The organism is Paracoccus sp. C2R09, assembly GCF_018860625.1.
Taxonomy (GTDB): Bacteria; Pseudomonadota; Alphaproteobacteria; order Rhodobacterales; family Rhodobacteraceae; genus Paracoccus.
The window spans coordinates 138483-163836 of sequence record NZ_JAHKQB010000027.1; the positions used below are offsets into that span (position 1 = coordinate 138483).

Sequence of the window (25354 nt, forward strand, 5' to 3'; positions counted from 1 at the left end):
AAGGAATGATCAGGACGCGCCGCCCCGCCAGTCCAGCCGCGTGCTGCGATGGGTCTCGGTCTGATCCACCGACAGTTCGGCGCCGATCTGGGCCGCGGCACCTTCCAGCAGAACGGATCCGAAGCCGCGCTCGGGCCGGATGTCGGTGCGGGGGCCGGCATATTCCTCGGACCAAGTGACAACCAGATCGTCGCCTTGGGTCGCCCAAGTCACGTGCAGCTGCCCCTCGACCGGGCCGAGAACGCCGTATTTGAAGGCGTTCGTCGCCAGTTCGTGCAGGATCAGCGACAGCGGCACCACGTTCGCGGGCTGGACGGGGGCGTTGCCACCCTCGAGCAGGATATTCGCCCCGCGATAGGGCGCGAGCGACGTCTCGATCAATTCGCGCAGCGACAATTCCCGCGTGCCGCCCTTGGCCGTCGTCAGGCTGTGCGAACTGGCCAGTGCGGAAATGCGCGACGACACTTCCTGCACCACCTCGCGGACATCGTCGGTCTCGCGCGCGGCCATCCGCAGCATGGCCGAGATCTGGGTAAAGAGGTTCTTCACCCGGTGGTCCATCTCGCGGATGACGGCCTCGCGCAGGTCCGCCGCCGATTGCGCGGCGGTCACGTCCACCATCACGCCCAGCACGCGGGCATTCGCGCCGCTGCCCACGATCTCGCCCGCGGCCTCCAGCCGGGTATCGGCATGGCCGTTCGACGAGGGCCGCACCGTGCGGCGGAACCCGCGGCCTTCGGCGCAGCCGCGCAGATCGGCCAGCAGGGCGTCCCGGTCGTCGGGCGCGATCAGCCCGGCGAATGCCTGCAGCGGCAGCTCGGCCGTCTGTCCCACGCCCAAGAGGCCCGAACTGTCGTCGACGGTGATCGTCCGGCCGCTGCGGTCCAGCTGCCAGACCGCGATCCGGGCCAGGTGCCGGACGGAATTCAGCCGGTCCTCCTGCCGTTCGATCTGGATGCGCAGGTCGCGCAGAGCGGTCACATCCTCGAAGACCAGCATCGCGCCTTCCAGGTTCCCCTCGGGGCCGCGATAGGCCTTGGCGTCGATCCGCCAGACGCGATCCTCGGCGGCCTCGGTCATCTCGGCCCATTGCGCCTCGCCGGTCCGGATGACCTCTCGGGCCATGCTTTCCAGCTCGGGGCTGGCGAAGACGTTCGACACGTCGGTCAGCGGGCGTCCATGGTCCGACCGGCGCAGCGGGAAGATCTGCAGCGCGGCATTGGTGAAGTTGCGCACGCGGATCTCGCGATCGACCACCAGAAGCGGGATCTTGGTGGCCGAGAAAAAGTTCTGCAGGTCGCTGTTCGCCGCGGTCAGGTCGTCGATCTTGGATTTCAGCTCGTCGTTGACGGTGCTCAGTTCCTCGTTCGTGGACTGAAGCTCCTCGTTCATCGACATCATTTCTTCGTTCGAGCTCTTCAGCTCCTCGTTCGCCGTCTCCAGTTCCTCGACCGCGCCATGCAGCTCGATCTGGGTCAGGCGCAGCTCCTCCTCCAGCAGATCGGCGCGGGATTCGGTGATGCTCAGTTCGTCCGTGTCAGAATCAGAGTCCGATTCCTGGACATGCGCGGCCTCCTGGAAGACCAGAAGGATGCTGCGATCGGGCAGGGGTTCGGCAAAGAGCGACACCGCCTGCGAGCCCATCTCGGAGCGGGCGACCAGATCGCGGATGATCACGGCGCGGTTCGCGGTGGTGACCTGATCGATCGCTGCGGTGACGGCCTCCTTCAGGCCGGGATGGACGATCTGCTGGGCAAGCACGGGCTTGCGGGCCGTGGGATCGACCGACAGGAAACGCGACAGGCGGCCTGCGGACCAGACCACCTCTCCGGCGCGGGACACCTGCAGCGACGCGGGCGAGAAGCGGTCCAGCACACGGCGCTGCGCCGCGGTGACCGAGGGACGCTCGGACCCGCCGGACTGGCGCTGGTCCTGGTTGCGTTCATTCTGCGTGGTGCTGCGGAAGGGCAGGGACAGCGGCAGGCGGGCGGTCGCCTGGTCGCGCAGGAACAGGCGCGCGGGACGGTCCAGTTCCTCGAAATGCGCGGATTCGCGGCGCACGCCTTCCGACGGCCCCAGGAACAGGTAACCGCCCGGACGCAGCGCGTAATGAAACAGCGGCAGCACCCGCGCCTGCAGCCCCTCGTCCAGATAGATCAGCAGATTGCGGCAGGAAATCAGATCGACCCGCGCGAAGGGCGGATCGCGCAGCACGCTGTGCAGCGAAAACCGCACCCGGTCGCGCAGCTGCGGCGTGATCTGCATCAGCGAATCGCGATGCGTCGTGTATTCGCCGCGCAGATCCTCGGGGATGTCGGCCAACGCGCTGATGGGATAGCTGCCGGCCCGCGCGACCTCGATCATCTTGCGGTCGATATCGGATGCGAAGACGGTGAAACGCGGTCGCAGCCCGGCGGCGCGCATTTCCGCATCCACCAGCATGGCGATGCTGTAGGCTTCCTCGCCCGAGGAGCAGCCGGGCACCCAGATGCGCAGCTCCTCTCCGTCGCTGTCGCGGACCATGGGCCGGATCGCGCGGTCGCGCAGCGTGCGGAACAGTTCGGGGTCGCGGAAGAAGCGCGTGACGTTGATCAGGAATTCGTTCTGCAGGGCATCGCATTCGTCGCAGTCATGTTCCAGCTGCGCCAGATATTCCCGCGAGGTCTGGATGCCCAGCACCTGCATGCGGCGGCGGATCCGGCGCACCAGCGTCGTCATCTTGTAGCCGCTGAAATCATGCCCGCAATGTTCATGCACCAGTTCGCAGATGCGGCGTGCATCCTCCAGCATGCTCTCTTCGGCCATGTCGTTGTCGCGGCTTTCGAAGAAATGCATGATCGAGGCGAGGATGCGGTCGGGGGCCAGCACGAAATCGACAAGGCCCGTGGCCTCGGCCGAAAGCGGCATCCCGTCATAGCGGGCGGTGCGCGGCTCCTGCACGACGCAGACGCCGCCATGTTCCTTGATCGCGCGCAGGCCCAACGTCCCGTCGGCGCCGGTGCCCGACAGGATCACGCAGGCGGCCGACGATCCGCGCGCCTGTGCAAGGCTCTCGAAGAAGTCGTCGATGGGACGGCGCAGCCCGCGCGGCTGTTCGAAATCCGTCAGGACCAGCCGGTTCTCCTTGATCAGCATGCGCGAACCGGGGGGGATGGTATAGACCTGACCGGGACGCAGCAGCGTTCCGTGCTGGGCCTGCTGGACGGTCAGCGCCGTGCGGCGGTCCAGAAGCTCGGCCAGGACGCTGTCATGGGTCGGGTCCAGATGCTGGATGATGACATAGGCTGCCGGATCGTCGCGGCTGGCATCGCGCAGCAGGTCCTGCAGCGCCTCGAGCCCGCCGGCGGATGCACCGATGGCCACGACCGCGAAATCCTGCCGTGTCTCGTCACGCTTTGGCGTCTCGTCATTCATCGCGGATCGCGAGCCTCGCAAGTGTCGAGATGGACCGGGCGATGATGACGGAACTGTCGGCCATGATCATGCCGAACTGGCCCGCGATCCTGCGCACGTCTGCCATGCTGCCCTTCAGCTCCGTATCGTTGGTCAGCAGATCGGGCGATTGCCGGTGTCTGCCCATGTCGAATTGCGACGCGATGACGAAACGCAATTCGCCGTCCTTGCCGTGCAGTTTCGACATGAACACCAGATTGGTGAATTCGGATCCATCGGCGCGGTAATTCAGGATCGGAAAGCGGCCGTCCTCGCTGCCCTTGTGGTGCAGAAAGGTCGATATCGCGCCGATCTGTTCCCGCGGCGTGTCGGCCCCCTGAAGAAAGCGACAGTTGTGACCCACCACGTCTTCGGTGCCATAGCCCGTCAGTTTGAGGAAACCGTCATTCACAAGGCAGAGCGGCATGTCGCCGCTGCCATGCGCCAGCGCAAGCGGAATGCGCGACCGCTCGAACTGGGCGGTCAGCGCCTCGGGCGGTTCGTGAAACTGGGCGCGCAGCATGAGGCTCCTGTGGGTCCGAAAGGATAGAAATGCCCCATTAGACTATGCTTAAGGTCAGGGTGCAACAAGCTAACCTTTATTTATGAGCCCAGCAAAATTGTAGGGTTTCAACGCCGCATGCAGGCATCGATCCAGGCGTTCAGGACGGTCAGGGCCTCGGGTTCGTCCAGCCAGGGGACATGCGCGCGATCGGGCAGGTCGGCCATGATCATGTCGGGGCGCATCCGGCCCATCCGATCGGCGGTTTCCGTCGACAGAAGATCCGAATTTCCACCTCGGATCAGGGCCACGGGCATGCCATCGGTCGCCGACCACAGCGGCCACAGATCGGGGGCCTCGCCCTCGAACGCGGCAAGGAACGCCTGGCGCAGGGCGGGATCGTAGCGGATGCGCAACCCTTCGGGGGTCTCTTCGTAATGGTTGCGGACATCCTGCAGCCAGCGCCCCTCGGGGACATTGGCGAAGCCGGTCATCAGATCGGGCAGGCGTTCCGCCAGTTCGGCATGGGTGCGGGCAGCAGGGTTGCGGCCGACATAGTCGAAGATCTTGTGCAGCCCGTCGCGTTCGATCACCGGGCCGACATCGTTCAGGCACAGTCCGATCATCCGGTCGCGCGCGGTCGCTGCCATGAACAGCCCGTTCAGCCCCCCACGGGAGGTGCCGAGGATCGCCGCCCGGTCGATGCCCAGATGGTCCAGCAGGTTCAGCGCATCGCGGCTTTCGCGCGGCACGGTATAGCTGTCCTGACCGGTGAAATCCGACGCGCCCCGCCCGCGGTAATCCATGCGGATCATCCGCACGCCCGACAGATGCGGAGCGACGTAATCGAAATCCGCCATGTTCCGCGTCAGTCCCGCAAGGCAGAGAAGGGGCAGCCCTTCGCCTTCGCCACGAAACGCGATCTTCGCGCCGTCATCCGCAACGAAATGCTGCATGGTCGCCCCCTTGCCCTAGGTTACAGGTTCTCGCTCTGGGGCATGCCCAGCACGTGATAGCCGCCATCGACGGTCACGACCTCGCCCGTGGTGCAGGCACCCCAGTCCGACAGCAGCCAGACGGCGGTGCCGCCGATGGCCTCCAGCGTCGCATTGGCGCGCATGGGGGCGTTGGCTTCGGTGTGGCGGAAGGTCTTGCGCGCGCCGCCGATCGCGGCGCCTGCCAGCGTCTTCATCGGGCCGGGGCTGACCGCGTTCACACGGATGCCGTCGGGGCCCAGATCGTTGGCCAGGTAACGCACGCTGCTTTCCAGCGCGGCCTTGGCGACGCCCATGACGTTGTAGAAGGGCGTGACGCGGTTCGACCCGCCATAGGTCAGCGTGATGATCGACCCGCCTTCGGTCATCATCGGATGCGCACGGCGGGCCACCTCGATCAGCGAATAGCAGCTGATCTCCAGGCTGTGCTTGAAGTTCGAGCGGCTGGTATTGATGAACCGGCCGGTCAATTCGTCCTTGTTGGAATAGGCGATGGCATGGATCAGGAAATCCAGCTTGCCCCATTTGTCCTGCAGGGACGCGAAGGCCGCGTCCAGCGACGCGTCGTCGGTCACGTCCACGTCCAGCAGCAGGTCCGACCCGACCGAGGCGGCAAGCGGTTCGACCCGCTTGCCGAAGGCCTCGCCCTGATAGGTGAAGGCCAGTTCGGCCCCCTCGGCGGCGGCCGCCTTGGCGATCCCCCACGCGATGGAGCGCTCATTGGCGACCCCCATCACAAGCCCGCGCTTGCCCTTCAGAAGATCGCCCATGATGTCCTCGTTGCTCTTGTTCTTAGTCGTGGAAGCGCGACATCAGCAGGGAGGCGTTGGTGCCCCCGAAGCCGAAGCTGTTCGACAGGATCGAATCCAGCCCTGCATCGTCCACGCGATCCGTCGCAATCTCGCCCGGCTGGATTTCCGGGTCCAGAGTGCCGACATTCGCCGAGGCCGCGATGAAGTCATTTTGCAACATCAGCAGGCTGTAGATCGCCTCGTGGACGCCGGTCGCACCCAGGCTGTGCCCGGTCAGCGACTTGGTCGAACTGACCGGCGGGGTCGAACCCTCGCCGAAGATGCGGCGGACGGCCTGGATCTCGCCCAGATCGCCCACGGGGGTCGAGGTGCCATGCGCGTTGATATAGCTGACCTTGCGGCCTTCGGGCAGGGTGCCCATCGCCACCCGCATCGCGCGTTCGCCGCCCTCGCCCGAAGGGGCGACCATGTCGTAGCCGTCGCTGGTCGCGCCGTAACCCGTGACCTCGGCATAGATCTTGGCACCGCGCGCCTTCGCGTGCTCCAGCTCCTCGAGGACGACGACGCCGCCGCCACCCGCGATCACGAAGCCGTCGCGCGTCGCGTCATAGGGCCGCGAGGCCGTTTCGGGGGTGTCGTTGTATTTCGACGACATCGCGCCCATCGCGTCGAACAGGCAGGACAGCGTCCAGTCCAGTTCCTCGCCGCCGCCGGCGAAGACGATGTCCTGCTTGCCCATCTGGATCTGTTCGACACCGTTGCCGATGCAATGCGCGGATGTCGCGCAGGCCGAGGTGATCGAGTAGTTGACGCCCTTGATCTTGAAGGGCGTGGCCAGGCAGGCCGAATTCGTGGACGACATGCAGCGCGTCACCATGAAGGGACCCATGCGCTTGGGCGCGCCCTTTTCGATGACGATCCGGTGCGCATCGAAGAAGTTCGACGTGGACGGACCGCCCGACCCCATGATTAGGCCGGTGCGCGGGTTCGAGACGTCGCCGTCTTCCAGCCCGCTGTCCTTGATCGCCTGTTCCATGGCGATGAAATTGTATGCCGCGCCCGGACCCATGAAGCGCAGGTTGCGCTTGTCGATGTGATCCTCGAGCGTGATCTGGGGCATGCCGTGAACCTGGCTGCGGAAGCCGTGTTCGGCATATTCGGGTGCAAAGACGATGCCCGAGCGCCCGGTGCGCAGGCTTTCGGTGACTTCTTCTGCATTGTTACCGATGGGCGAAACGATGCCCAGGCCGGTGATGACGACGCGCCGCATTGGGGTGCCTCCTCGGATTGAATTCATCAGCTGGTCGACAGGGCGACCTTCATGTCCTTGACCTGGTAGATCAGCTCGCCATCGGCCTCGACGCGACCGTCGGCCACGCCCATGGTCAGACGACGGGTCTGCACGGCTTTCGTGAAGTCCACGTGATAGCGCAGCATCTTGCGATCGGGGCGGACCATGCCGGTCAGCTTGACCTCGCCCACGCCCAGGGCATAGCCGCGGCCTTCCCAGCCACGCCAGCCCAGGTTGAAGCCCGTCAGCTGCCACAGACCGTCGAGGCCGAGGCAGCCCGGCATGATCGGGTTGCCGGGGAAATGGCAACCGAAGAACCACAGGTCGGGGTCGATGTCGAACTCGGCGACGATATGGCCCTTGCCATGCGCGCCGCCGTCCTCGGATACTTCGGTGATGCGGTCCATCATCAGCATCGGGGGTTCGGGCAGCTGCGCGTTGCCGGGGCCGAACAGCTCTCCGCGTGCGCAGGCAAGAAGATCCTCGCGGTCGAAGCTGGTCTTGGTCATCGCCATGCGTGTCGTGCCTTCCATTGCTGCCCGTCCAGGCTGAACGGGCGTTTTCAAGTTGCCGCACGGTCTATCATCTGGGGTCGGAAAGGCGCAAGCGAAAGGCTGTGCCGTAACGGAAACCCGTCAGAACCACTGTCCGGGCTCCATCAGGCCCAGATCCATCAGCTGCTGGCTGCTCCAGCGGAAGGGCTGCGAATTGCGCCATGTCATCCGGCCCAGGCGATCGCGCGACCCGGGGTTGCGGGCCAGTGCCTTGGCCACCCGGAAGGACGCGATGGAGGCCGTCAGGTTGTGATGCCAGGGGCAGGAATAGGTGTTGTATTCCTCGATGTTGAAGCGGTGATCGGCGGTGACGCGCAGGCCGGGCGCGGCCCTGAACAGCGCGATGCGGTCGATCCGGCGCCGGTCGGGTGGCAGCAGTTCCTCGTAGCGCCAGCGCAGGCCGCCGTGGAAATCCAGCTGCCTGTCGCATGGCCGACCGTCCGCCCCTTTCCGCCCAAGCGCGTAATAGCCCGTCCGGTCGAACATCGGCTGTTCCAGATCGACCGCATCGGGAAAGCGTCCCAGATCCCCGGCATAGAGATCCACCACATAGGTCAGCATCGCGTCGCGACGTTCCTCGGTGTGGAAGGTCAGCATCTCGCCCACGCTGCGGGATTCGCCGAAAGGGTGGAACAGGAATTCGGCGTTGAAGCAGTAATAGAGCCAGGTCCCGGCAGGAACGGCCGCGATGACCGCGTTCACGCCGCCCACATGGGCATCGGGCCTGCGCGAATCGTGGCGCAGCTGCGTGACGCGGGCTGCCAGTTCCTCGGGCAGGTCGATGGTCAGTTCCGACATCAGCAGGATATGGCGGAAACCGCGGGCCATGTGATGGGCGACGGTTTCCGACACCGCGATGTGATCCTCGACGAAGATAATCGCGATCGGACCCCGCGCAAGCTGCGGGCGGGGTCGGGACAAGAAGTCCTGCCTGTCGGTGACGGGCAGGACCGGCATCAGCGCATCACCGCCTTGACCTGGTCGAGCGCGGCGCGAAGCAGCTGCGGATTGTCCTTGGCGGATTGGACGAGGCGCTTGAGCGTGGCCTTCTGCGCATCGTCGATCTGCGCCTCCTCGATCATCGTCTCGATCTGTGCGGCATCGAAGCCCTCGGGGGTCAGCAGCGTCTCGATCCGCGCGGCGACGGCTGCGGCGGTCGCGGTCTCCTCGGCTGCGGCCGCGGCGGTCTCGGCGGCGTCGGCGGCCTCCTCGACGGTTGCGGCCTCGGGCTCGGTCGCTGCGGCCTCGGCCGCGCGGTCGGCCGCGGCGATGGCGGCTTCGGCGGCGATCTCGGCCTCGGCTGCGGCATCCGATGCCGGGGGCACGCCCGCATCCTCGGATGCGCGAACGGCCTCGGCTGCGGCATCGGCGGCAGCATCAGCAGCCTCTTCGGCGCGGGCTTCCTCCGGGTCCATCTGGGCGTCGCCCCCGGATGCAGGAGCCTCGGCCGCCGGCGGCTCGGCTTGCGGCTGGGGCAGTTCGGCCTGCGGGGCGGGGCCCTGCTGCTGCGACCAGAGCCATGCACCCCCCGCCGCGGCAATTAGAATCACGACGATCGCGACAAGCTTCTTCATCCGGCGCCCCTGCTCGGTTCATTGACGATGGGCAACCTATGGCACAGGCGGCAGGACCGGAAAAGGCGCGCATGCCCCGTTCGGGGGCCGATATGCGCCAATGACGCGTTTTTAAGACCACAATCATGTCAAATCCGGTTGAAAATCCGGCTCGCTCGCCTTAATTTCCCTTCACTTCCGACTTGGCTGCATAAGGAGTATCGCCATAGCTCGTCGACCGCATAACGCACCGCCCACCCGTGACACCGGCCCCCGCGTGAACGAACGCATCCGCGTGGCCGAAATCCGCCTGATCGGCCCTGACGGAGAGAATGTCGGCGTGGTGCCGCCTTCGGTCGGGTTGCAGATGGCGCAGGACTCGGGGCTGGATCTGGTCGAGATTTCGCCGAACGCGGCCCCTCCGGTCTGCAAGGTCATGGACCTCGGCAAGTACAAGTACGAACAGCAGAAGCGCGAAGCCGAAGCACGCAAGAAGCAGAAGGTCATCGAGGTCAAGGAGATCAAGTTCCGTCCGGGGACCGATACCCACGACTACGACGTCAAGATGCGCAACGTGCTGAAATTCCTCGAAGCCGGCGACAAGGTGAAGGTCACCCTGCGTTTCCGCGGCCGCGAGATGGCGCACCAGGATCTGGGCGTCGAGCTGCTGAACCGCGTGAAGAGCGACGTTGACGAGCTGGGCAAGGTCGAATCCATGCCCAAGCTGGAAGGCCGCCAGATGGTCATGATGATCTCGCCGCGCTGAACCGCCGCGACATCGACAGCGAATATGGGCCGCGCGGGCATTGCCGCGCGGCCTTTGCTTTTGCAGGATGCGCCCATGATGAACGATCCCCGAATCCTGCCCCCTCCCGCCATCCGGCTGAAACGCCTGCCCGATGCCGATCCCGACATTCCCGCCCCCGCCTATGAAAGCGCGGGCGCCGCAGGGGCCGACCTCTGCGCCAACCTGCCCGAGGGCATCCGGCAGACGGGCCTGACCCTGCCGCCCCTGGGCCGCGCGCTGGTGCCCACGGGCTTCGCAATCGCCGTTCCGCAGGGATGGGAGGCGCAGATCCGCGCGCGCTCCGGTCTTGCCCTGAAGAAGGGGATCGCGCTGCCGAATGCCCCGGGCACCATCGACAGCGACTATCGCGGTCCCCTGGGCGTCATCCTGATCAACCTGGGCGACGAGGATTTCACCGTGAACCATGGTGATCGCATCGCGCAGCTGGTCATGTCCCCGGCCCCGCAGGCCGCATTCGATCTGGTCGAGGCGCTGGACGATACCGCGCGCGGGCAGGGCGGTTTCGGTTCCACCGGAACGGGGCGGAAGTGATGCTCGGCCTGTGGCTGATCGTCGTCCTGCTGATCCTGGGGCGCGTGATGCGCGCACCGGGACGGGTGATGATTGCCGCGACGGGCGCGGTCTGGGCGGTGATGCTGCTGGTTCAGCTGGCCGCGCCGGACAGCGGCCTTGGGCGAGCATTGGGCGGCAGTGCCGCGGGGTGGCTTGTGCTGGGCGGCGTCGTGGCGCTGGCATTGGCCTATCGCGCGGGGCTTCGCCGCCTGCGCGCCCGCGCCGCGCCCGATCGGCCCGAACCGGCCCCGGATGCCGGGATGTCGGATGCCGAGATCGACCGATACTCTCGCCATCTGGTCCTGCACGAGATCGGCGGCCCTGGCCAGATGCGGCTGCGCGGCGCGCGGGTGCTGATCGTGGGCGCGGGCGGCCTGGGCACGCCGGTCTGCCTGTATCTTGCGGCGGCGGGGGTCGGGCGGATCACGCTGGCCGATGACGATACCGTCTCGTTGTCGAACCTGCAGCGGCAGGTGATCTTCCGCGACGATCTGCAGGGCGAGCCCAAGGCCTATGCCGCCGCCGAGGCGATGCTGCGGCTGAACCCGCATCTGGATGTGACGCCCCTGACACGCCGCATCACCCAGGACGATATCGAGCTGATCGCCGGGCACGACCTGGTCATCGACGGCACCGACAGCCACGCCACCCGCAGCGCGATCAACCGCGCCTGCGTGGCGGCGGGCGTGCCGCTGGTCTGGGGCGCCATCGGGCGATGGGAAGGCCAGCTGACCCTGTTCGATCCGGCCCGTGGCGGCCCCTGCATGAACTGCATCTTCCCCGAAGCCCCCGTCCATGACGCCCCCTGCGCCGAGGCCGGCGTGGTCGGCGCGCTGCCGGGCGTCATCGGATCGATGATGGCGCTGGAGGCGGTCAAGGAACTGACCGGCGCGGGGCAGGGCATGCGTGGCCGCCTGATGATCCACGACGCGCTTTATTCCGAGACGCGGGTGATCCGCACCTCGGCCGATCCCGCCTGCACCGTTTGCGGCCCCTCCGCACCGAAAAGGAGCACTGAATGAACCCCGAGCTGACCCGCTGGACCGGCCCCGAGGGGCTGCCGCGTTTCGACCTGATCGCCGATACCGATTTCGCCCCGGCCTTCGACCGCGAACTGGCCGCCGCCGAAGCCGCACACGAGGCGATCGCCGCCAATCCGCAACCCCCCAGCTTCGAGAACACCATCGCCGCGATGGAGCTTGCGGATGAGGGGCTGGGGCGGATGCTCTCGATTTTCTACACGCTGGCAGGCGTCGATTCGAACCCCGCCCGAGAGGCGCTGAGCCGCGATTTCGCGCCGCGCCTGGCCGATTACGGCAGCCGCATCAGCATGGACCCGCGGCTTTACGAACGCGTCAAGGCGGTGGCCGAGGGCGCCGATGCGCTGCCGCCGCAGGATGCACGGATCACCCGGCTGGCGCTGCGTGACCTGACGCGGGCGGGCGCGGGGCTGGCCCCCGAAGGCCGCGCCCGCATGGCGACGATCCGCGGGCGGCTGGCCACGCTGACGACGCAGTTCACGCAGAACGTGCTTGCGGATGAACGCGACTTTGTCATGCCCGTGCCGGATGACCGGCTGGACGGGCTGCCCGCATGGCTGCTGCGCGCCATGCGTGCGGCGGCGCGTGAACGCGGGCTGCAGGGTCAGATCGTGACGCTGAACCGGTCGCTGATCGTGCCCTTCCTGGAACATGCCGGCGACCGCGCCCTGCGCGAGGATGCCTTCCGCGCCTGGGCCGCACGCGGTTCGGGGCAGGGCGCGGGCGGGCAGGCCACCGACAACCTGCCGCTGATCCACGAGATCTTTGCCCTGCGCCATGAACGCGCGCAACTGCTTGGCCATCCCGATTTCGCGTCATGGAAGCTGGAGACCCAGATGGCGGGCACGCCCGACCGCGTGCAGGAGCTGCTGGGTCAGGTCTGGACGGCCGCCAGCGCACGCGCGGCGCAGGATCAGGCCCGCCTGACCGAAATGCTGAAGGCCGACGGCGTGAACGACCGTTTGCGCGGCTGGGACTGGCGGCTCTATGCGGAACGGCTGCGGCAGGCGGAACATGATGTCGATGCGGACCGGGTCGCACCCTATCTAACGCTGGATGCGATGCTGGGCGCGGTGTTCGATGTTGCACACCGGCTATTCGGGCTGGAATTCACGCCGATCCGGGCGCCGCTCTGGTCACCGGACGTGCGGGCCTTCCGTGTCACGCGCGAGGGGCGGCTGATGGCGATCTTCCTGGGCGATTTTTATGCGCGTCCGGGCAAGCGGTCCGGGGCCTGGTGTTCGTCCCTGCAATCGCAGCATCGGATCGGGGACGGGCAGCGCGCCATCGTCGTCAACGTGTGCAACTTCACCCCGCCCGAGGCGCCGGGTGCGCCCTGCTTCCTGTCCTGGGACGATGCGCATACGCTGTTCCACGAATTCGGCCACGCGACGCACCACATCCTGTCGGAGGTGGACTGGCCCTCGATTTCCGGAACCTCGGTGGCGCAGGACTTCGTCGAACTGCCAAGCCAGCTGTATGAACACTGGCTGGAACAGCCCGAGGTGCTGGACGCCCATGCCCGCCACCACGAGACAGGCGAGCCGCTGCCCGCCGATCTGCGCGACCGCGTGATCGCGGCGGGGAACGCGGATGCGGGTTTCTCGACGACGGAATACCTGGAAAGCGCGCTGGTGGACCTGGCCTTCCATCGCGGCACCCCGGCCGATGATGCGATGGCCGCGCAGGCGCGGGTGCTGACCGAGCTGGGCGCACCCGAGGCGATCCCGATGCGCCATGCGACGCCGCATTTCGCGCATGTCTTCGCGGGCGACAGCTATGCCGCGGGGTATTACAGCTACATGTGGTCCGAGGTGATGGACGCGGACGCCTTCGCGGCCTTCGAGGAGACGGGCGACATCTTCGATCCGGCAACGGCGAAACGGCTGGAGGAGACGATCCTGTCCAAGGGTGGATCGGCGCCTGCGGATCAGCTGTGGATGGATTTCCGTGGCCGGATGCCCGGGGTCGAACCGCTGCTGAAGGGCCGCGGGCTGGCCTGAGGGGCAAGGGGGTGCCGACCGTCGGTCTGCGCCCTGCCGGGCAGGCCGGGGGCGCGCCGCTGTCGCGGCGCGCGGTCAGTCCCTGACCTCGGCCGGGTCCACGCCCCAGATCGTCGTCTTGGGCACCCAGCCGCGCTGACCCCCGCCCGAAACGCGGCACCATTGCGGTTCGCATTCGTTCAGGCGCAGGATCGCCCCGGCCTCGGCCCGGGCGACCACGTCGGCATCGGTGCGCGGCCGCGTGTGCAGCTCGGTCATGTCGTCCAGGACCAGCGCGGTGCGCACGCCCGACAGCAGCGCGTAATGCACCCAGCCGCCCGCACCGTCCTTGTCCTCGACCCGGCGCCAATGGCCGAACTCGGCCACGACGCGCAGGGGCATCCCGGCATGGCGGAACACCCAGTCGATCCGGTGCGACAGGCTGGGCCCGCGCCGGGCGTTGCCCTCGTTTCCCTTGAGGCTGACATAGCGCGGAAGCGGAAGGTTCGTCACCGGCCCGCGCAGCTGTTCGGCCTGCGCCTGCTGGGCAGGGTCCTGCGCGGCGGCAGGGCCCGCCATGAGCGCCGCCCCGATCACCGCGGCCTGAATCAGGCGCCGCGCCTTGCCCTGTTGGCGTTGAACTGTCGTCATGCTGATGGTTCCCGTCCTGCCTGTCCCGATGGCCTGCGCCCTGGGGTCTTGTGCATGCCCCGTATCGCGGGCAGTTTGCCAAAAGCGGTCCTGCAAGGGAAGTGCGCCCCCGACACGAGTTCGAGAAAGTGAGGTCAGTCCATGCCCGCAAGCCCGTCCTTGGTCCGTCCGAGGTTGCGCGTCGCCGTGACCCGCCGTCTGCCCGAAGCGGTCGAGACGCGGATGTCCGAGCTGTTCGACGTGATCCTGCGCGAGGATGACCGCAAGCTGTCCGAGGACGAGCTGGTCGCGCTGATGCAGGGGGCCGACGTGCTGGTGCCGACCGTGACCGACCAGATCACGGCGAACATGCTGGCCCGTGCAGGCGACCGGCTGAAGCTGATCGCGAATTACGGGGCGGGGATCGACCATGTGGACGTCATGTCGGCCCGCCAGCGGGGCGTTCTGGTCAGCAACACGCCGGGTGTCGTGACAGAGGATACGGCCGACATGACCATGGCGCTGATCCTGTCCGTCACGCGCCGCATCCCGGAGGGCCTGGCCGAGATGCAGGCCGGGCGCTGGCAGGGCTGGGCGCCCACGGCGCATCTTGGCGGACGGCTGGGGGGCAGGCGTCTCGGGATCCTGGGCATGGGCCGGATCGGTCAGGCCGTCGCCCGCCGCGCCAATGCCTTTGGCATGCAGGTCCATTACCACAATCGCCACCGTTTGCGACCCGAGATCGAGGATGAATTGCAGGCCACATGGTGGGAAAGCCTGGATCAGATGCTGGCGCGCATGGACATCGTCAGCATCAATGCACCGCACACGCCCTCGACCTTTCACCTGCTGAACGCGCGCCGGCTGAAGCTGATGAAGCCCTCGGCTGTGGTGGTCAACACCTCGCGCGGCGAGGTCATCGACGAGAACGCGCTGACCCGGATGCTGCGTGCGAACGAGATCGCGGGCGCGGGGCTGGACGTGTTCGAGCACGGCCACGAGATCAATCCCCGCCTGCGCGAGCTGCCCAACGTCGTGCTGCTGCCCCATATGGGCAGCGCCACGGTCGAGGGTCGCGCCGAGATGGGCGAGAAGGTTCTGATCAACATCAAGACATTCGCCGACGGACATCGTCCGCCCGACCTTGTCGTGCCCTCGATGCTGTGACGTGATGCGTCTGTCGTCCGAAAGGGCCGCGGTATCGGCCCTGTTCCTGCTGAACGGGCTGTTGGTCGGCAGCTGGTCGCCGCGCATCCCCGCCCTGATGGAGCGGTTGCAGATCACCGAATCGCGGGCCGGGCTGCTGGTGCTGTGTCTCGGGCTGGGGTCGATCACGGTCATGCCGTTCTTCGGCGCGATGACGGCGCGGTCCGGGTCGCGACAGGCGGCGTGGCTGGCGGCCTGCCTGACGGCGCCGTCGCTGATCTGGATCTCGGTCGCGCCGGGGTTCTGGACGGCTGCGCTGGCGGTCTTCTTGTTCGGCGGCACGATGGGTGGCATGGACGTGGCGATGAACGCCAATGCCGTCGCCATGGAACGCAGGCGCAGCCGCGCGATCATGTCGTCCTGCCACGGGTTCTGGAGCCTTGGCGGCGTGATCGGGGCGGGCCTGGGCGGCATCGTCCTCGACTGGGCGGGGGAACTGGTGCAGGGGCTGGTCGTGACCGCGATCTTTGCCGCGGGCTTGGTATGGGCCGGGCCGCGCCTGTTGCGCGATCCGCCCGCGCCGGACCAGCCGCGCACGCCGCTGCGCCTGCCGCGCAGCCCGCTGCCCTATCTGATCGGGATCGTGGCACTGGCCTCGATGATCCCCGAGGGCGCGATTCTTGATTGGGCGGCCGTCTATCTGGAGCGCGAGATGGGCGCGTCGCTGTCGCTGGCGGGGTGGGGGTTCGCGGCTTGCGCGGCGACGATGGCCGTGCTGCGATTTGCGGGCGACGGCTTGCGCAACCGCTTCGGGGCGGTCCGCACCATGCGGGCCAGCGCGCTGATCGCGATGGCGGGCCTTGGCATCGCGGGGTTGGCAGGCACGCCGCCTATGGCGATCACGGGCTTTGCGCTGGCGGGGATCGGGATCGCCAACCTGATGCCCATCGCGCTGTCCGCCGCCGGGAACCTGCCCGGCATGGCCGCGGGCGTCGGACTGTCGGTGGTGACGATGATGGGCTATTCCGGCATCCTGCTGGCCCCCGCCGCGATCGGTTGGCTGGCCGAGCATGCAAGCCTTGGCGCGATCTATCTGGGGCTGGGGGTGCTGCTTCTGCTGCCATTGGGCCTGTCGCGGCTGGTGGCGGCGGCCGATTTCCACAGGGATTGATTGCGGGAATCGCCCGCCCGTGGCACCCTGATCGGGTTCTTGTCAGTCAGGGCGGTGATGCCATGTCGATGAACCTGCTGCGCGCGGGCAGCCTTGCCCTTGGCGCATTCCCCTTCGCGGCCCTGTCGCAGGGGCTGGATGTGACGTTCGATACCCATTGCCCGCCGGATGCGCAGGCGGCCTGCTTCGGCAGGGCAGAGGTCATGGGCCTCAATCCCGATGGCGACGGGTTTCTTGCGGTGCGTTCGGGGCCGGATGCGTCATATCCCATGCTGGCCAAGCTGACCGAAGGCGCGGTCGTGGGCACCTATGACAAGCGCGGCGCGTGGTATGCGATCAGCTTCGGGCCGGATAACCGGCTGGGCTGGGCGCATGGCAACTGGCTGGGCAATCACATTCCCTGAGCTTCAGCGATAGACCTGCGCGGCCTCGGGGAAGCTGCGGTCGCGGACGGCTGCGGCGTAATCGGCGATGGCGCGGTCGGCGCGGGGGCCCAGATCGCCGAACTTGCGCACGAAACGCGGCACGCGCTCGGTCAGGCCCAGCATGTCGTCGACCACCAGGATCTGCCCGTCGCAGCGGGCCGAGGCCCCGATGCCGATCACCGGCACCGGCACGGCCTCGGTCATGCGGTCGGCCAACCCCTCCATCACGCCTTCGGCCACGATGGAAAACGCGCCCGCATCGGCCACGGCCCGCGCGTCGGCCACATGGGCGGGCCATGTGTCCTGATCGCGGCCCTGCGTGCGGAAGCCCCCCATGGTCAGCGTGGATTGGGGGGTCAGCCCGACATGGCCCATCACCGGCACGCCCCGTTCGGTCAGAAAGCGGATCGTGGGTGCCATGCGCGCGCCGCCCTCCAGCTTGACCGCGCCGCAGCCGGTCTCCATCAGGATGCGGGTCGCGTTGCGGAAGGCCTGTTCGGGGCCTTCCTCGTAGCTGCCGAAGGGCATGTCCACCACGACCATCGCCCGCGCGCTGCCGCGCATGACGGCCTGTCCGTGCAGGATCATCATCTCCATCGTGACGCCCACGGTCGAGGGCAGGCCATGGACGACCATCCCCAGGCTGTCGCCCACCAGGATCACGTCGGCATGGGCGTCCACCATCCGGGCCATCGGCGCGCTGTAGGCGGTCAGCGCGACGATGGGCGTTCCCCCCTTCATCGCCATGATCTGCGGTGCGGTGATGCGGGTCAGCGGTGCTTGTGCGGACATGGTCGTCCCCCTTCAGGGCTGGGCCACGCGCTGGTCGATCAGCAGCGCGTCACCGAAGGCGACGGCCAGCAGGATCACCACGGGGCTGGCGATTTTCGTGACGCGGGTCAGGTCTTCCGCGTCGCGGATGTCGATGGAACGGATAACGGCACGAGGCTCGGCCCCGATGATGCCGCGGATGCGGGCACGCATCGCGGCGGTGGTCACGCCATGCGCGGCCATGTCCGCGGCCGCATCCAGCGCACGCGACAGGACGGGGGCGGCGGCGCGATCCTCGGCGGTCAGCCGCTGGTTGCGCGACGACATGGCCAGGCCGTCATCCTCTCGCATGGTGGGGACGGGCAGGATCTGCACGGGGATGTCCAGATCGGCCACCATGCGGCGGATCAGCGTCAGCTGCTGGTAATCCTTTTCGCCGAAGGCGGCCGCATCGGGCTGCACGATGTTGAACAGCTTGGTCACCACGGTCGCCACGCCGCGGAAATGGCCGGGACGCAGGCGGCCCATCAGCATGCGGCCAAGGTCCTCGACCTCGACATGGGTCTGCGCGCCGGGGCGATAGATATCCCCGACCGAGGGCAGGAACACCGCGTCGCATCCCGCCTGCGCCAGCTTGGCGCGGTCGCCCTCCTCGTCGCGGGGATACCTGTCCAGATCCTCGTTCGGGCCGAATTGCGTGGGGTTCACGAAGATCGAGGCGACGACCCGTCCGCCGCCCTGCGCATCCACCCAGTCGCGCGCGCGGGCGACCAGCGACATGTGTCCCGCATGCAGCGCGCCCATCGTGGGCACCAGCGCCACGGCATGACCGGCGCGCCGCCATTCGCGGGACAGGGCGCGGATGTCGCCCGTGCTGCGGCAGATCTGCATATGGGCGGTCCTTCCTGAAAACCCGAAGCCCGGAAATTACCTGCGAGGCCCCATCGCGGCAAGTGTCGCCGCATGTCGTTTTTGGCCCGCCTTTGGTCGGGGCCATTTGACGTTGCGTGCGAATGATCGGGCAACGATGGGCGCAGGGGCCAAGGGCAAACGGAGCAGCGGCAATGAAATCTCATGTGAAGGTTCTGATCGTCGGCGGAGGTGCCGTGGGGTGCGGGATCGCCTATCACCTGGCCCGCGCCGGGTGGGAACCGCTGCTGATCGAGCGCGACGAGCTGACGGCGGGATCGACCTGGCACGCGGCGGGCCTGCTGCCGCTGTTCAACATGGGATATGCGACCAGCCATATCCACGACCATTCCGTCAGGCTCTATGCCGGGCTCGAGGCGGAAACCGGCCTGAACGCGGGCTTCACCCGCTGCGGCAACCTGCGCATGGCACAGACCGATGCGCGGATGGACGAATACATGCTCTATTCCTCGACCGCCGAGACGATCGGGATCGAGCACGAGTTCCTGACCCCCGCCCAGATCAACGAGCGTTGGCCCCTGGTCCGCACCGAGGATCTGAAGGGCGCGCTGTTCCACCCGACCGACGGCTATATCAACCCCGCCGACGTCACGCAGGCCATGGCCAAGGGCGCGCGGATGGCCGGCTGCACCATCGAACGCAAGCTGCAGGTCAACGCCTATCGCTGGACCGGATCGGAATGGGTGGTGACCTGCGAACGCATGATCGAAAGGGGCGGCAACCTGATCCCCTCGGGCGAGGAGGTCGAGATCACGGCCGAGCATGTCGTGACCGCCACTGGCAACCACGCGCAGCGCACCGCGCAGCTGCTGGGCATCCGCATCCCGGCGATCCCGGTCGAACACCAGTTCATCGTGACCGAACCCGACCCCGCGCTGCTGAAATGGCGTGCGGATGGCAACCCCGAACACCCCGTTCTGCGCGATGCCGATGCGAAATGGTATGTGCGCGAGGAACGCGGCGGCTGGATCCTTGGACCATACGAGAAGGGCGCGCCCGCGCGCTTCCCCTATGGCGTGCCCGACAGCTTCCGCGCCGATCTGTTCCCGCTGGATCTGGACCGGATCGAGGAGGAATACATGGCGATGATCCACCGGATCCCGACATCCGAGACGGTGGGCCTCAAGGACGATTTCAACGGGCCGATCTGCTATACCCCCGATGGCAACCCGCTGGTCGGACCCGCGCCCGGCCTGCGCAACATGTGGCTGGCCGAGGGCTTCAGCTTCGGCATCACCGCGGCGGGCGGCGTCGGGCATTACCTGACGCAGCTGATGACCGAGGGTGAGGCCGAGATCGACATGGCATCCCTGGACCCGCGCCGCTTTGGATCGTGGATGACCACAGAATATGCGGTGAAGAAGAACGAGGAAGCCTATGACCACGTCTTCATCCTGCACCACCCCGACGAGGAACGCCCCGCCGCGCGCCCGCTGCGTACCTCGCCCGCCTATGACCGCCAGGCAGCGCGGGGCGCCCAGTTCGGGCAGGTGAACGGGTGGGAGCGCCCGAATTACTTCGCGCCGATGGGCTTCGACGACCACGAGGCCCGCAGCTTCCGGCGCGGCGGTTGGTGGCAATACGCGAAATCCGAGGCCGAGGCCCTGCGAAATGCCGCCGGTCTGATCGATGCGACGGCATTCGCCAAGCATCGCGTGACGGGGCCGGGGGCAACGGCATTCCTCGACTGGCTGACGACGAACAGGCTGCCGAAGGTCGGGCGGATCAACCTGACCTATGCCCTGACCGAGGCCGGCACGACGCGCACCGAATACACCATCGTCCGATTGGCGGATGCCGATTATTACCTCGTGTCGGCAGGCGCCTGGACGGATTACGACGCCGACAACCTGATCAAGTCGGCGCAGGATTACATGGAGGCGGGCGGCAGCTTCGTGTCGATCCAGGACGTGACCACGCAATGGGGCGTCTTCGCCATCGCGGGGCCGCAATCGCGCGCGATCCTGTCGAAGCTGATCCGCGATCCGCAGCCGGAAATCGCGTTGTCGAACAAGCGCTTCCCCTGGCTGTCCTCGCGCCGGATGGAACTGGGAATGGTGCCCGTGAACGCCATCCGCGTCGCCTATACGGGGGAACTGGGCTGGGAGCTGCACCACCCGATCGAGATGCAGAACCATCTGTTCGACCGCCTGATGGAGGCCGGCGAACCGCTTGGCCTGAAGCTGGTCGGGGCGCGTGCGCAGAACTGGCTGCGGCAGGAAAAGTCCTATCGCGCCTTCGGGACCGAACTGGGCCGCGACGCGACCCCACTCGAGGCCGGGCTGGACCGGTTCGTCGATCTGTCCAAGGATTTCCGGGGCAAGGCCGCGATGGAGGCCAAGGGCATCCGCAGCAGATGCGTGACCCTGCTGATTGACGGGCCGGCCGATGCCGACCCATGGGGTCGCGAGGCGCTGTTCCTCGACAGCGAAAAGGTGGGGCGCCTGACCTCGGGCGGGTATTCTGCGGCGTTCGGCAAGCAGATCGGGATGGGATATGTCCGCCCCGACCTGGCCCAGCCCGGCACGCGGCTGAAGGTCCGGATGTTCCGCGAGCTGTGGGATGCCCAGGTGACCGAGGACAGCCCCTACGACCCGCAGAACGCCCGCATCAGGATCGACGGCTAGGCCGCGTCCGGGCGCAGCAGCAGGCGCAGCAGTTCGTCGAAGGGCGCGGCGGTCTGCGGTGCGTTCGGGCGCTGACGGTTCAGGCCCAGAACCGCATATCCATGCGTCATCGCCCAGATGGCGGTGCGCACGGTTTCCTGGCGGTCGGGGGCGACACAGGACTGCGTGGCCCGTTCCAGGACGGCCCAGGTGTCGCTGGCAGCGCGTTGCAGTTTCGGATCCAGATGGCGCGCATGGCTGAACATCAGCTGGAACAGCCCGGGTTGCGTGGCCGAGAATTCAAGATAGCCGTTGTTGATCCGTGCCAGCCTGTCATAGGGGGCGATGTCGTCGGGCAAGGCGTCCTCGATCAGCCCAAGCTTGTCGCGCAGACGTTCGAAGCCGCAGATCGCGATGGCGTTCTGAAGGCCCGACAGCGATCCGAAATGATGTGCAGGCGCTGCATGCGAGACACCGGCCCGGGCCGCGACGCGACGCAGGGTCAGTTCCTCGATCCCGGTTTCGTCCAGGATCTCCAATCCGGCCTCGATCAGCCGGTCGCGCAGTGATGAGCGGGATGCCGCACCGGTCATTTTCCGGTCCCTTTCGACAACTTGACACTGTCAACGCGCACTGACAGATTAAAGCCGCGCGGCCGTTTGCCGCAGCGTCCGATCGACCCTTCGGAATCGACGGAACACCAGTACCCCCTGGCGGACGGCCCGTTTGCGGCCTTGGTGTAAGTTTTCATTCGTCCTGCTTTCCCTCGTATTGCCAAGGCCGCTTCTGCGGCTCTTCGTGGTCAATGGCTTCGTATGGAAAGGAACCGGATCAAATACAAAAGGCCGAGCACGAGGCCCGGCCTTTTTGTTTTTGGAGCGGGCGAGGCGATTCGAACGCCCGACCCTAACCTTGGCAAGGTTATGCTCTACCCCTGAGCTACGCCCGCTCCGTTCCGTCTGCGATCCGTTTCCGTTTCCGGTGACCGTCTCGCCTTCGGTGAGAGGGGATTTACGGAACTGAGCGGGGGGCTGCAAGAGGAAAATCGCATCGCATGACGATTTTTTCGGTAATTTCTTATAACGCACTGAAATTATTTAGATTTAAAACGACCATCGCGGCGGCTCGATCCGCAGGGATACCGGAATCGAAACCGCCGCCCGGATGGGGCGGCGGTCGAAGGGCCTATTCGGCGGCCCTGATGCGGGCGGTTTCCAACATGGGGCGCAGATATCTGCCCGTATGGCTGGCCTCGACCTTGGCCACATCCTCGGGGGTGCCCACGGCGACCATGGTGCCGCCGCCATCGCCGCCCTCGGGGCCGATATCCAGAAGCCAGTCGGCGGTCTTGATGACATCGAGGTTGTGTTCGATCACCACCACGGTGTTCCCCTGGTCCACCAGCTCGTGCAGCACCTCGAGCAGCTTGCGCACATCCTCGAAATGCAGACCGGTCGTCGGCTCGTCGAGGATGTAGAGCGTCTTGCCCGTCGAACGCCGCGCCAGTTCCTTGGACAGCTTCACGCGCTGCGCCTCGCCGCCCGACAGCGTCGTCGCCTGCTGACCCACCTTGATGTAGCCGAGGCCCACCTGCATCAGCGCGTCCATCTTTTCGCAGATCGAGGGCACGGCACCGAAGAACTGCTGCGCATCCTCGATGGTCATGTCCAGCACATCGGCGATGGATTTGCCCTTGAAGGTCACCTCCAGCGTCTCGCGGTTGTAGCGCGCGCCCTTGCAGGTCTCGCATTCGACATAGACGTCGGGAAGGAAGTGCATCTCGATCTTGATGACGCCGTCGCCCTGGCACGCCTCGCAGCGGCCACCCTTCACGTTGAAGCTGAAGCGACCGGGCTTGTAGCCGCGGGCCTTGGCTTCGGGCAGGCCCGCGAACCAGTCGCGGATCGGCGTGAAGGCCCCGGTATAGGTTGCCGGGTTCGAACGCGGCGTGCGACCGATCGGGCGCTGGTCGATGTCGATGACCTTGTCCAGATGCTCCAGCCCCTTGATCTGTTCGCAGGGGGCAGGGGTCTGGCGCGCGCCGTTCAGGCGCATGCTGGCGGTCTTGAACAACGTCTCGATGGTCAGGGTCGACTTGCCGCCGCCCGACACGCCGGTCACGCAGACGAACTTGCCAAGCGGGAAATCGGCCGAGACGTCCTTGAGGTTGTTCCCCGAGGCCCCGACCACGCTGATCTTCTTGCCGTTGCCCTTGCGGCGGGTGTTCGGCACGGCGATCTCTCGTTGGCCGGACAGGTATTGCCCCGTCAGGCTGCCCGGATCCGCGGCGATCTGTTCGGGCGTGCCGTGGCTGACGACCGAGCCGCCATGGACACCCGCGCCCGGTCCGATGTCGAAGACGTAATCGGCATGGCGGATCGCATCCTCGTCATGTTCAACCACCAGGACCGAGTTGCCCTGATCGCGCAGCCCCTTCAACGTGCCCAGCAGGCGGTCGTTGTCGCGCTGATGCAGCCCGATCGAGGGTTCGTCGAGGACATAGAGAACCCCCGTCAGCCCGCTGCCGATCTGGCTGGCCAAGCGGATGCGCTGGCTCTCGCCGCCCGACAGGGTGCCCGCCGCGCGCGACAGCGTCAGATAGTCCAGCCCCACATTCACGAGGAAGCCCAGCCGCTCGCGGATCTCCTTGAGAATGGCGGTGGCGATCTCGTTCTTCTGGCGCGACAGGTGGTTCGGGGCATCCTCGACCCAGGCCAGCGCCTCCTTGATCGACAGCTCGACCACGTTGCCGATATGGCTGCCCGCGATCTTCACGGCCAGCGCCTCGGGCTTGAGGCGATAGCCGTTGCAGGCACCGCAGGGGCGCATGTTCTGGTAACGCTCGAATTCCTCGCGGACCCATGCGCTGTCGGATTCGCGCAGGCGGCGCTCCATGTTCGGGACGACGCCTTCGAAGACGCGGCTGATCTCGTAGATGCGGCCGGCATCGTCGAAGCGGAACTTGATCTCCTCTCCGCCGGAACCGTGCATGAAGATGTCGCGCACCTCCTGGGGCAGGTCGCGCCAGGCGGTCTTCTTGTCGAAGCCGTAATGCTTGGCCAGCGCGTTCACGGTCTGCGTCAGATAGGCCGATTTCGACTTGGCCCAGGGCGCGATGGCCCCCTTGGCCATGGACAGCGAATGATCGGGCACGATCAGGCGTTCGTCGAAGAACCGCTCGACCCCAAGGCCGTCGCAGACGGGGCAGGCACCGAAGGGCGCGTTGAAGGAAAACAGGCGCGGCTCGATCTCGGGGATGGTGAAGCCGCTGACGGGGCAGGCGAAGTTTTCGCTGAAGGTGATGCGCTCGGGCTCGTCCGTGGCCGTTTCCAGCACGGCGATGCCGCTGGCAAGGTCCAGCGCGGTGCGGAAGCTGTCGGCCAGCCGCGTCTCCAGCCCCTCGCGCACGACGATCCGGTCCACGACCACGTCGATGTTCTGGCGGAACTTCTTGTCCAGGGTGGGCGGCTCGTCCAGTTCGTGGAACTCGCCGTTGACCTTGACGCGCTGGAAGCCCTGCTTGCGCAGTTCCAAGAATTCCTTGCGGTATTCGCCCTTGCGGTCGCGCACGATGGGGGCCAGCAGGTAGGCACGCGTGCCCTCGGGCATCTGCATGACCTGATCGACCATGTCCTGAACCTGCTGCGCCTCGATCGGCAGGCCGGTCGCGGGGCTGAAGGGCGTGCCCGACCGCGCGAACAGCAGACGAAGATAATCATAGATCTCGGTCACGGTGCCCACGGTCGAACGCGGGTTCTTGGACGTGGTCTTCTGTTCGATGCTGATGGCGGGCGACAGGCCGCTGATGTGATCGACATCGGGCTTGCCCATCATGTCGAGGAACTGCCGCGCATAGGCTGACAGGCTCTCGACATACCGTCTCTGCCCTTCGGCATAGATCGTGTCGAAGGCCAGCGACGACTTGCCCGACCCTGAAAGCCCGGTGATCACCACCAGCTGGTCGCGCGGGATGTCCATGTCGACACCCTTGAGATTATGTTCGCGCGCACCGCGCACCGATATGAACTTCTGTTCCATTGATACCCCCGGTGGCCCAAGCGCATGAGATAGGCAAAGCGTTCCCAAACGCAAGGTTGCGGGCGAACAATCAGCGAACGAAGGGCTTTTTGCGCCTGCGGCATTGTGTCTGCTGCGTTGCGGCGCAATAGTCGTTCGTCAGGCAGGCGTCATGCGAAATCTTATCGCGCTCGCTT

At 66.7% G+C, this 25354-nt stretch carries 21 protein-coding genes and 1 tRNA gene; 8 read left to right on the forward strand and 14 right to left on the reverse strand.

What is annotated here, in order from left to right:
- Positions 1 to 9: 9 nt before the first annotated feature.
- From KO490_RS11020 to KO490_RS11055, 8 genes are all read right to left on the reverse strand, one after another.
- On the reverse strand, positions 10 to 3414 hold the full coding sequence (locus KO490_RS11020) for a chemotaxis protein CheB (RefSeq protein WP_216019464.1): 3405 nt from the start codon (positions 3412 to 3414) through the stop codon (positions 10 to 12).
- Positions 3407 to 3955 carry a PAS domain-containing protein gene (locus KO490_RS11025; RefSeq protein ID WP_216019465.1) on the reverse strand — a complete coding sequence of 183 codons (549 nt, stop codon included), beginning with the start codon at positions 3953 to 3955 and terminating at the stop codon, positions 3407 to 3409. Before KO490_RS11025 ends, KO490_RS11020 begins: the two co-directional genes overlap by 8 nt.
- A 107-nt stretch (positions 3956 to 4062) precedes the next feature.
- Positions 4063 to 4890, reverse strand: coding sequence for an alpha/beta fold hydrolase (locus tag KO490_RS11030; protein ID WP_216019466.1), 828 nt, complete (start codon positions 4888 to 4890; stop codon positions 4063 to 4065).
- A 20-nt stretch (positions 4891 to 4910) separates the two neighbouring features.
- Positions 4911 to 5699 (reverse strand): enoyl-ACP reductase, encoded by a 789-nt coding sequence (locus KO490_RS11035; RefSeq protein ID WP_216019467.1) that lies wholly within the window; start codon positions 5697 to 5699, stop codon positions 4911 to 4913.
- Between the two features lie 22 nt (positions 5700 to 5721).
- Entirely contained in the window at positions 5722 to 6951 is a 1230-nt protein-coding gene (fabB, locus tag KO490_RS11040; protein WP_216019468.1) for a beta-ketoacyl-ACP synthase I, read from the reverse strand.
- Positions 6952 to 6977: 26 nt separating this feature from the next.
- Positions 6978 to 7487: a bifunctional 3-hydroxydecanoyl-ACP dehydratase/trans-2-decenoyl-ACP isomerase gene (fabA, locus tag KO490_RS11045; protein ID WP_216019469.1), complete on the reverse strand. Its 510-nt coding sequence runs from the start codon at positions 7485 to 7487 to the stop codon at positions 6978 to 6980.
- A 120-nt stretch (positions 7488 to 7607) separates the two neighbouring features.
- Entirely contained in the window at positions 7608 to 8483 is an 876-nt protein-coding gene (locus KO490_RS11050) for a glycosyltransferase family 2 protein (RefSeq protein ID WP_216019470.1), read from the reverse strand.
- Positions 8483 to 9100 carry a hypothetical protein gene (locus KO490_RS11055; RefSeq protein WP_216019471.1) on the reverse strand — a complete coding sequence of 206 codons (618 nt, stop codon included), beginning with the start codon at positions 9098 to 9100 and terminating at the stop codon, positions 8483 to 8485. Before KO490_RS11055 ends, KO490_RS11050 begins: the two co-directional genes overlap by 1 nt.
- 205 nt (positions 9101 to 9305) lie before the next feature.
- Between KO490_RS11055 and infC the strand changes: the two genes are divergently transcribed.
- The 4 genes from infC (at position 9306) to KO490_RS11075 (ending at position 13482) form a co-directional block, all read left to right on the forward strand.
- The gene (gene infC, locus KO490_RS11060) at positions 9306 to 9845 is read left to right on the forward strand and encodes a translation initiation factor IF-3 (protein WP_216019613.1); all 540 of its coding nucleotides are present in this window, start codon (positions 9306 to 9308) and stop codon (positions 9843 to 9845) included.
- Positions 9846 to 9923: 78 nt separating this feature from the next.
- A complete protein-coding gene (gene dut, locus KO490_RS11065) occupies positions 9924 to 10418 on the forward strand; it encodes a dUTP diphosphatase (RefSeq protein ID WP_216019614.1) in 495 nt (164 codons plus the stop codon).
- Positions 10418 to 11461 (forward strand): HesA/MoeB/ThiF family protein, encoded by a 1044-nt coding sequence (locus KO490_RS11070; RefSeq protein ID WP_216019472.1) that lies wholly within the window; start codon positions 10418 to 10420, stop codon positions 11459 to 11461. The genes dut and KO490_RS11070 overlap by 1 nt, the downstream gene beginning before the upstream one ends.
- A complete protein-coding gene (locus tag KO490_RS11075) occupies positions 11458 to 13482 on the forward strand; it encodes a M3 family metallopeptidase (protein ID WP_216019473.1) in 2025 nt (674 codons plus the stop codon). The genes KO490_RS11070 and KO490_RS11075 overlap by 4 nt, the downstream gene beginning before the upstream one ends.
- Before the next feature lie 75 nt (positions 13483 to 13557).
- Here the strand turns inward: KO490_RS11075 and KO490_RS11080 are convergent, their stop codons facing one another.
- Positions 13558 to 14112, reverse strand: a complete 555-nt coding sequence (locus tag KO490_RS11080; RefSeq protein WP_216019474.1) for an SH3 domain-containing protein — start codon at positions 14110 to 14112, stop codon at positions 13558 to 13560.
- A gap of 141 nt (positions 14113 to 14253) precedes the next feature.
- Here KO490_RS11080 and KO490_RS11085 point away from each other — a divergent pair, with 141 nt between their 5' ends.
- The 3 genes from KO490_RS11085 to KO490_RS11095 all read left to right on the forward strand — a co-directional run bounded on the left by KO490_RS11085 (position 14254) and on the right by KO490_RS11095 (position 16812).
- Positions 14254 to 15258 carry a 2-hydroxyacid dehydrogenase gene (locus tag KO490_RS11085; RefSeq protein ID WP_371822305.1) on the forward strand — a complete coding sequence of 335 codons (1005 nt, stop codon included), beginning with the start codon at positions 14254 to 14256 and terminating at the stop codon, positions 15256 to 15258.
- 4 nt (positions 15259 to 15262) lie between these two features.
- Positions 15263 to 16408 carry an MFS transporter gene (locus KO490_RS11090; RefSeq protein ID WP_216019616.1) on the forward strand — a complete coding sequence of 382 codons (1146 nt, stop codon included), beginning with the start codon at positions 15263 to 15265 and terminating at the stop codon, positions 16406 to 16408.
- Positions 16409 to 16470: 62 nt separating this feature from the next.
- Positions 16471 to 16812, forward strand: a complete 342-nt coding sequence (locus KO490_RS11095; RefSeq protein WP_216019475.1) for an SH3 domain-containing protein — start codon at positions 16471 to 16473, stop codon at positions 16810 to 16812.
- Positions 16813 to 16815: 3 nt separating this feature from the next.
- Here the strand turns inward: KO490_RS11095 and panB are convergent, their stop codons facing one another.
- Together panB and panC are read right to left on the reverse strand one after the other, a co-directional pair.
- Positions 16816 to 17625: a 3-methyl-2-oxobutanoate hydroxymethyltransferase gene (gene panB, locus KO490_RS11100; protein ID WP_216019476.1), complete on the reverse strand. Its 810-nt coding sequence runs from the start codon at positions 17623 to 17625 to the stop codon at positions 16816 to 16818.
- A gap of 12 nt (positions 17626 to 17637) precedes the next feature.
- Positions 17638 to 18495 carry a pantoate--beta-alanine ligase gene (gene panC, locus KO490_RS11105; protein ID WP_216019477.1) on the reverse strand — a complete coding sequence of 286 codons (858 nt, stop codon included), beginning with the start codon at positions 18493 to 18495 and terminating at the stop codon, positions 17638 to 17640.
- A 173-nt stretch (positions 18496 to 18668) separates the two neighbouring features.
- On the opposite strand from panC, the gene KO490_RS11110 reads away from it, so the two are divergent.
- Positions 18669 to 21161 carry an FAD-dependent oxidoreductase gene (locus tag KO490_RS11110; RefSeq protein WP_216019478.1) on the forward strand — a complete coding sequence of 831 codons (2493 nt, stop codon included), beginning with the start codon at positions 18669 to 18671 and terminating at the stop codon, positions 21159 to 21161.
- Here the strand turns inward: KO490_RS11110 and KO490_RS11115 are convergent.
- The 3 genes from KO490_RS11115 to uvrA all read right to left on the reverse strand — a co-directional run bounded on the left by KO490_RS11115 (position 21158) and on the right by uvrA (position 25178).
- Positions 21158 to 21733 (reverse strand): TetR/AcrR family transcriptional regulator, encoded by a 576-nt coding sequence (locus tag KO490_RS11115; RefSeq protein ID WP_216019479.1) that lies wholly within the window; start codon positions 21731 to 21733, stop codon positions 21158 to 21160. The two genes, KO490_RS11110 and KO490_RS11115, sit on opposite strands and share 4 nt — an antisense overlap.
- A 281-nt stretch (positions 21734 to 22014) precedes the next feature.
- Positions 22015 to 22089 (reverse strand) — tRNA-Gly (locus tag KO490_RS11120).
- Positions 22090 to 22325: 236 nt separating this feature from the next.
- Complete coding sequence (gene uvrA, locus KO490_RS11125) at positions 22326 to 25178, reverse strand: excinuclease ABC subunit UvrA (protein ID WP_216019480.1); 2853 nt, start codon at positions 25176 to 25178, stop codon at positions 22326 to 22328.
- Between the last annotated feature and the right edge of the window lie 176 nt (positions 25179 to 25354).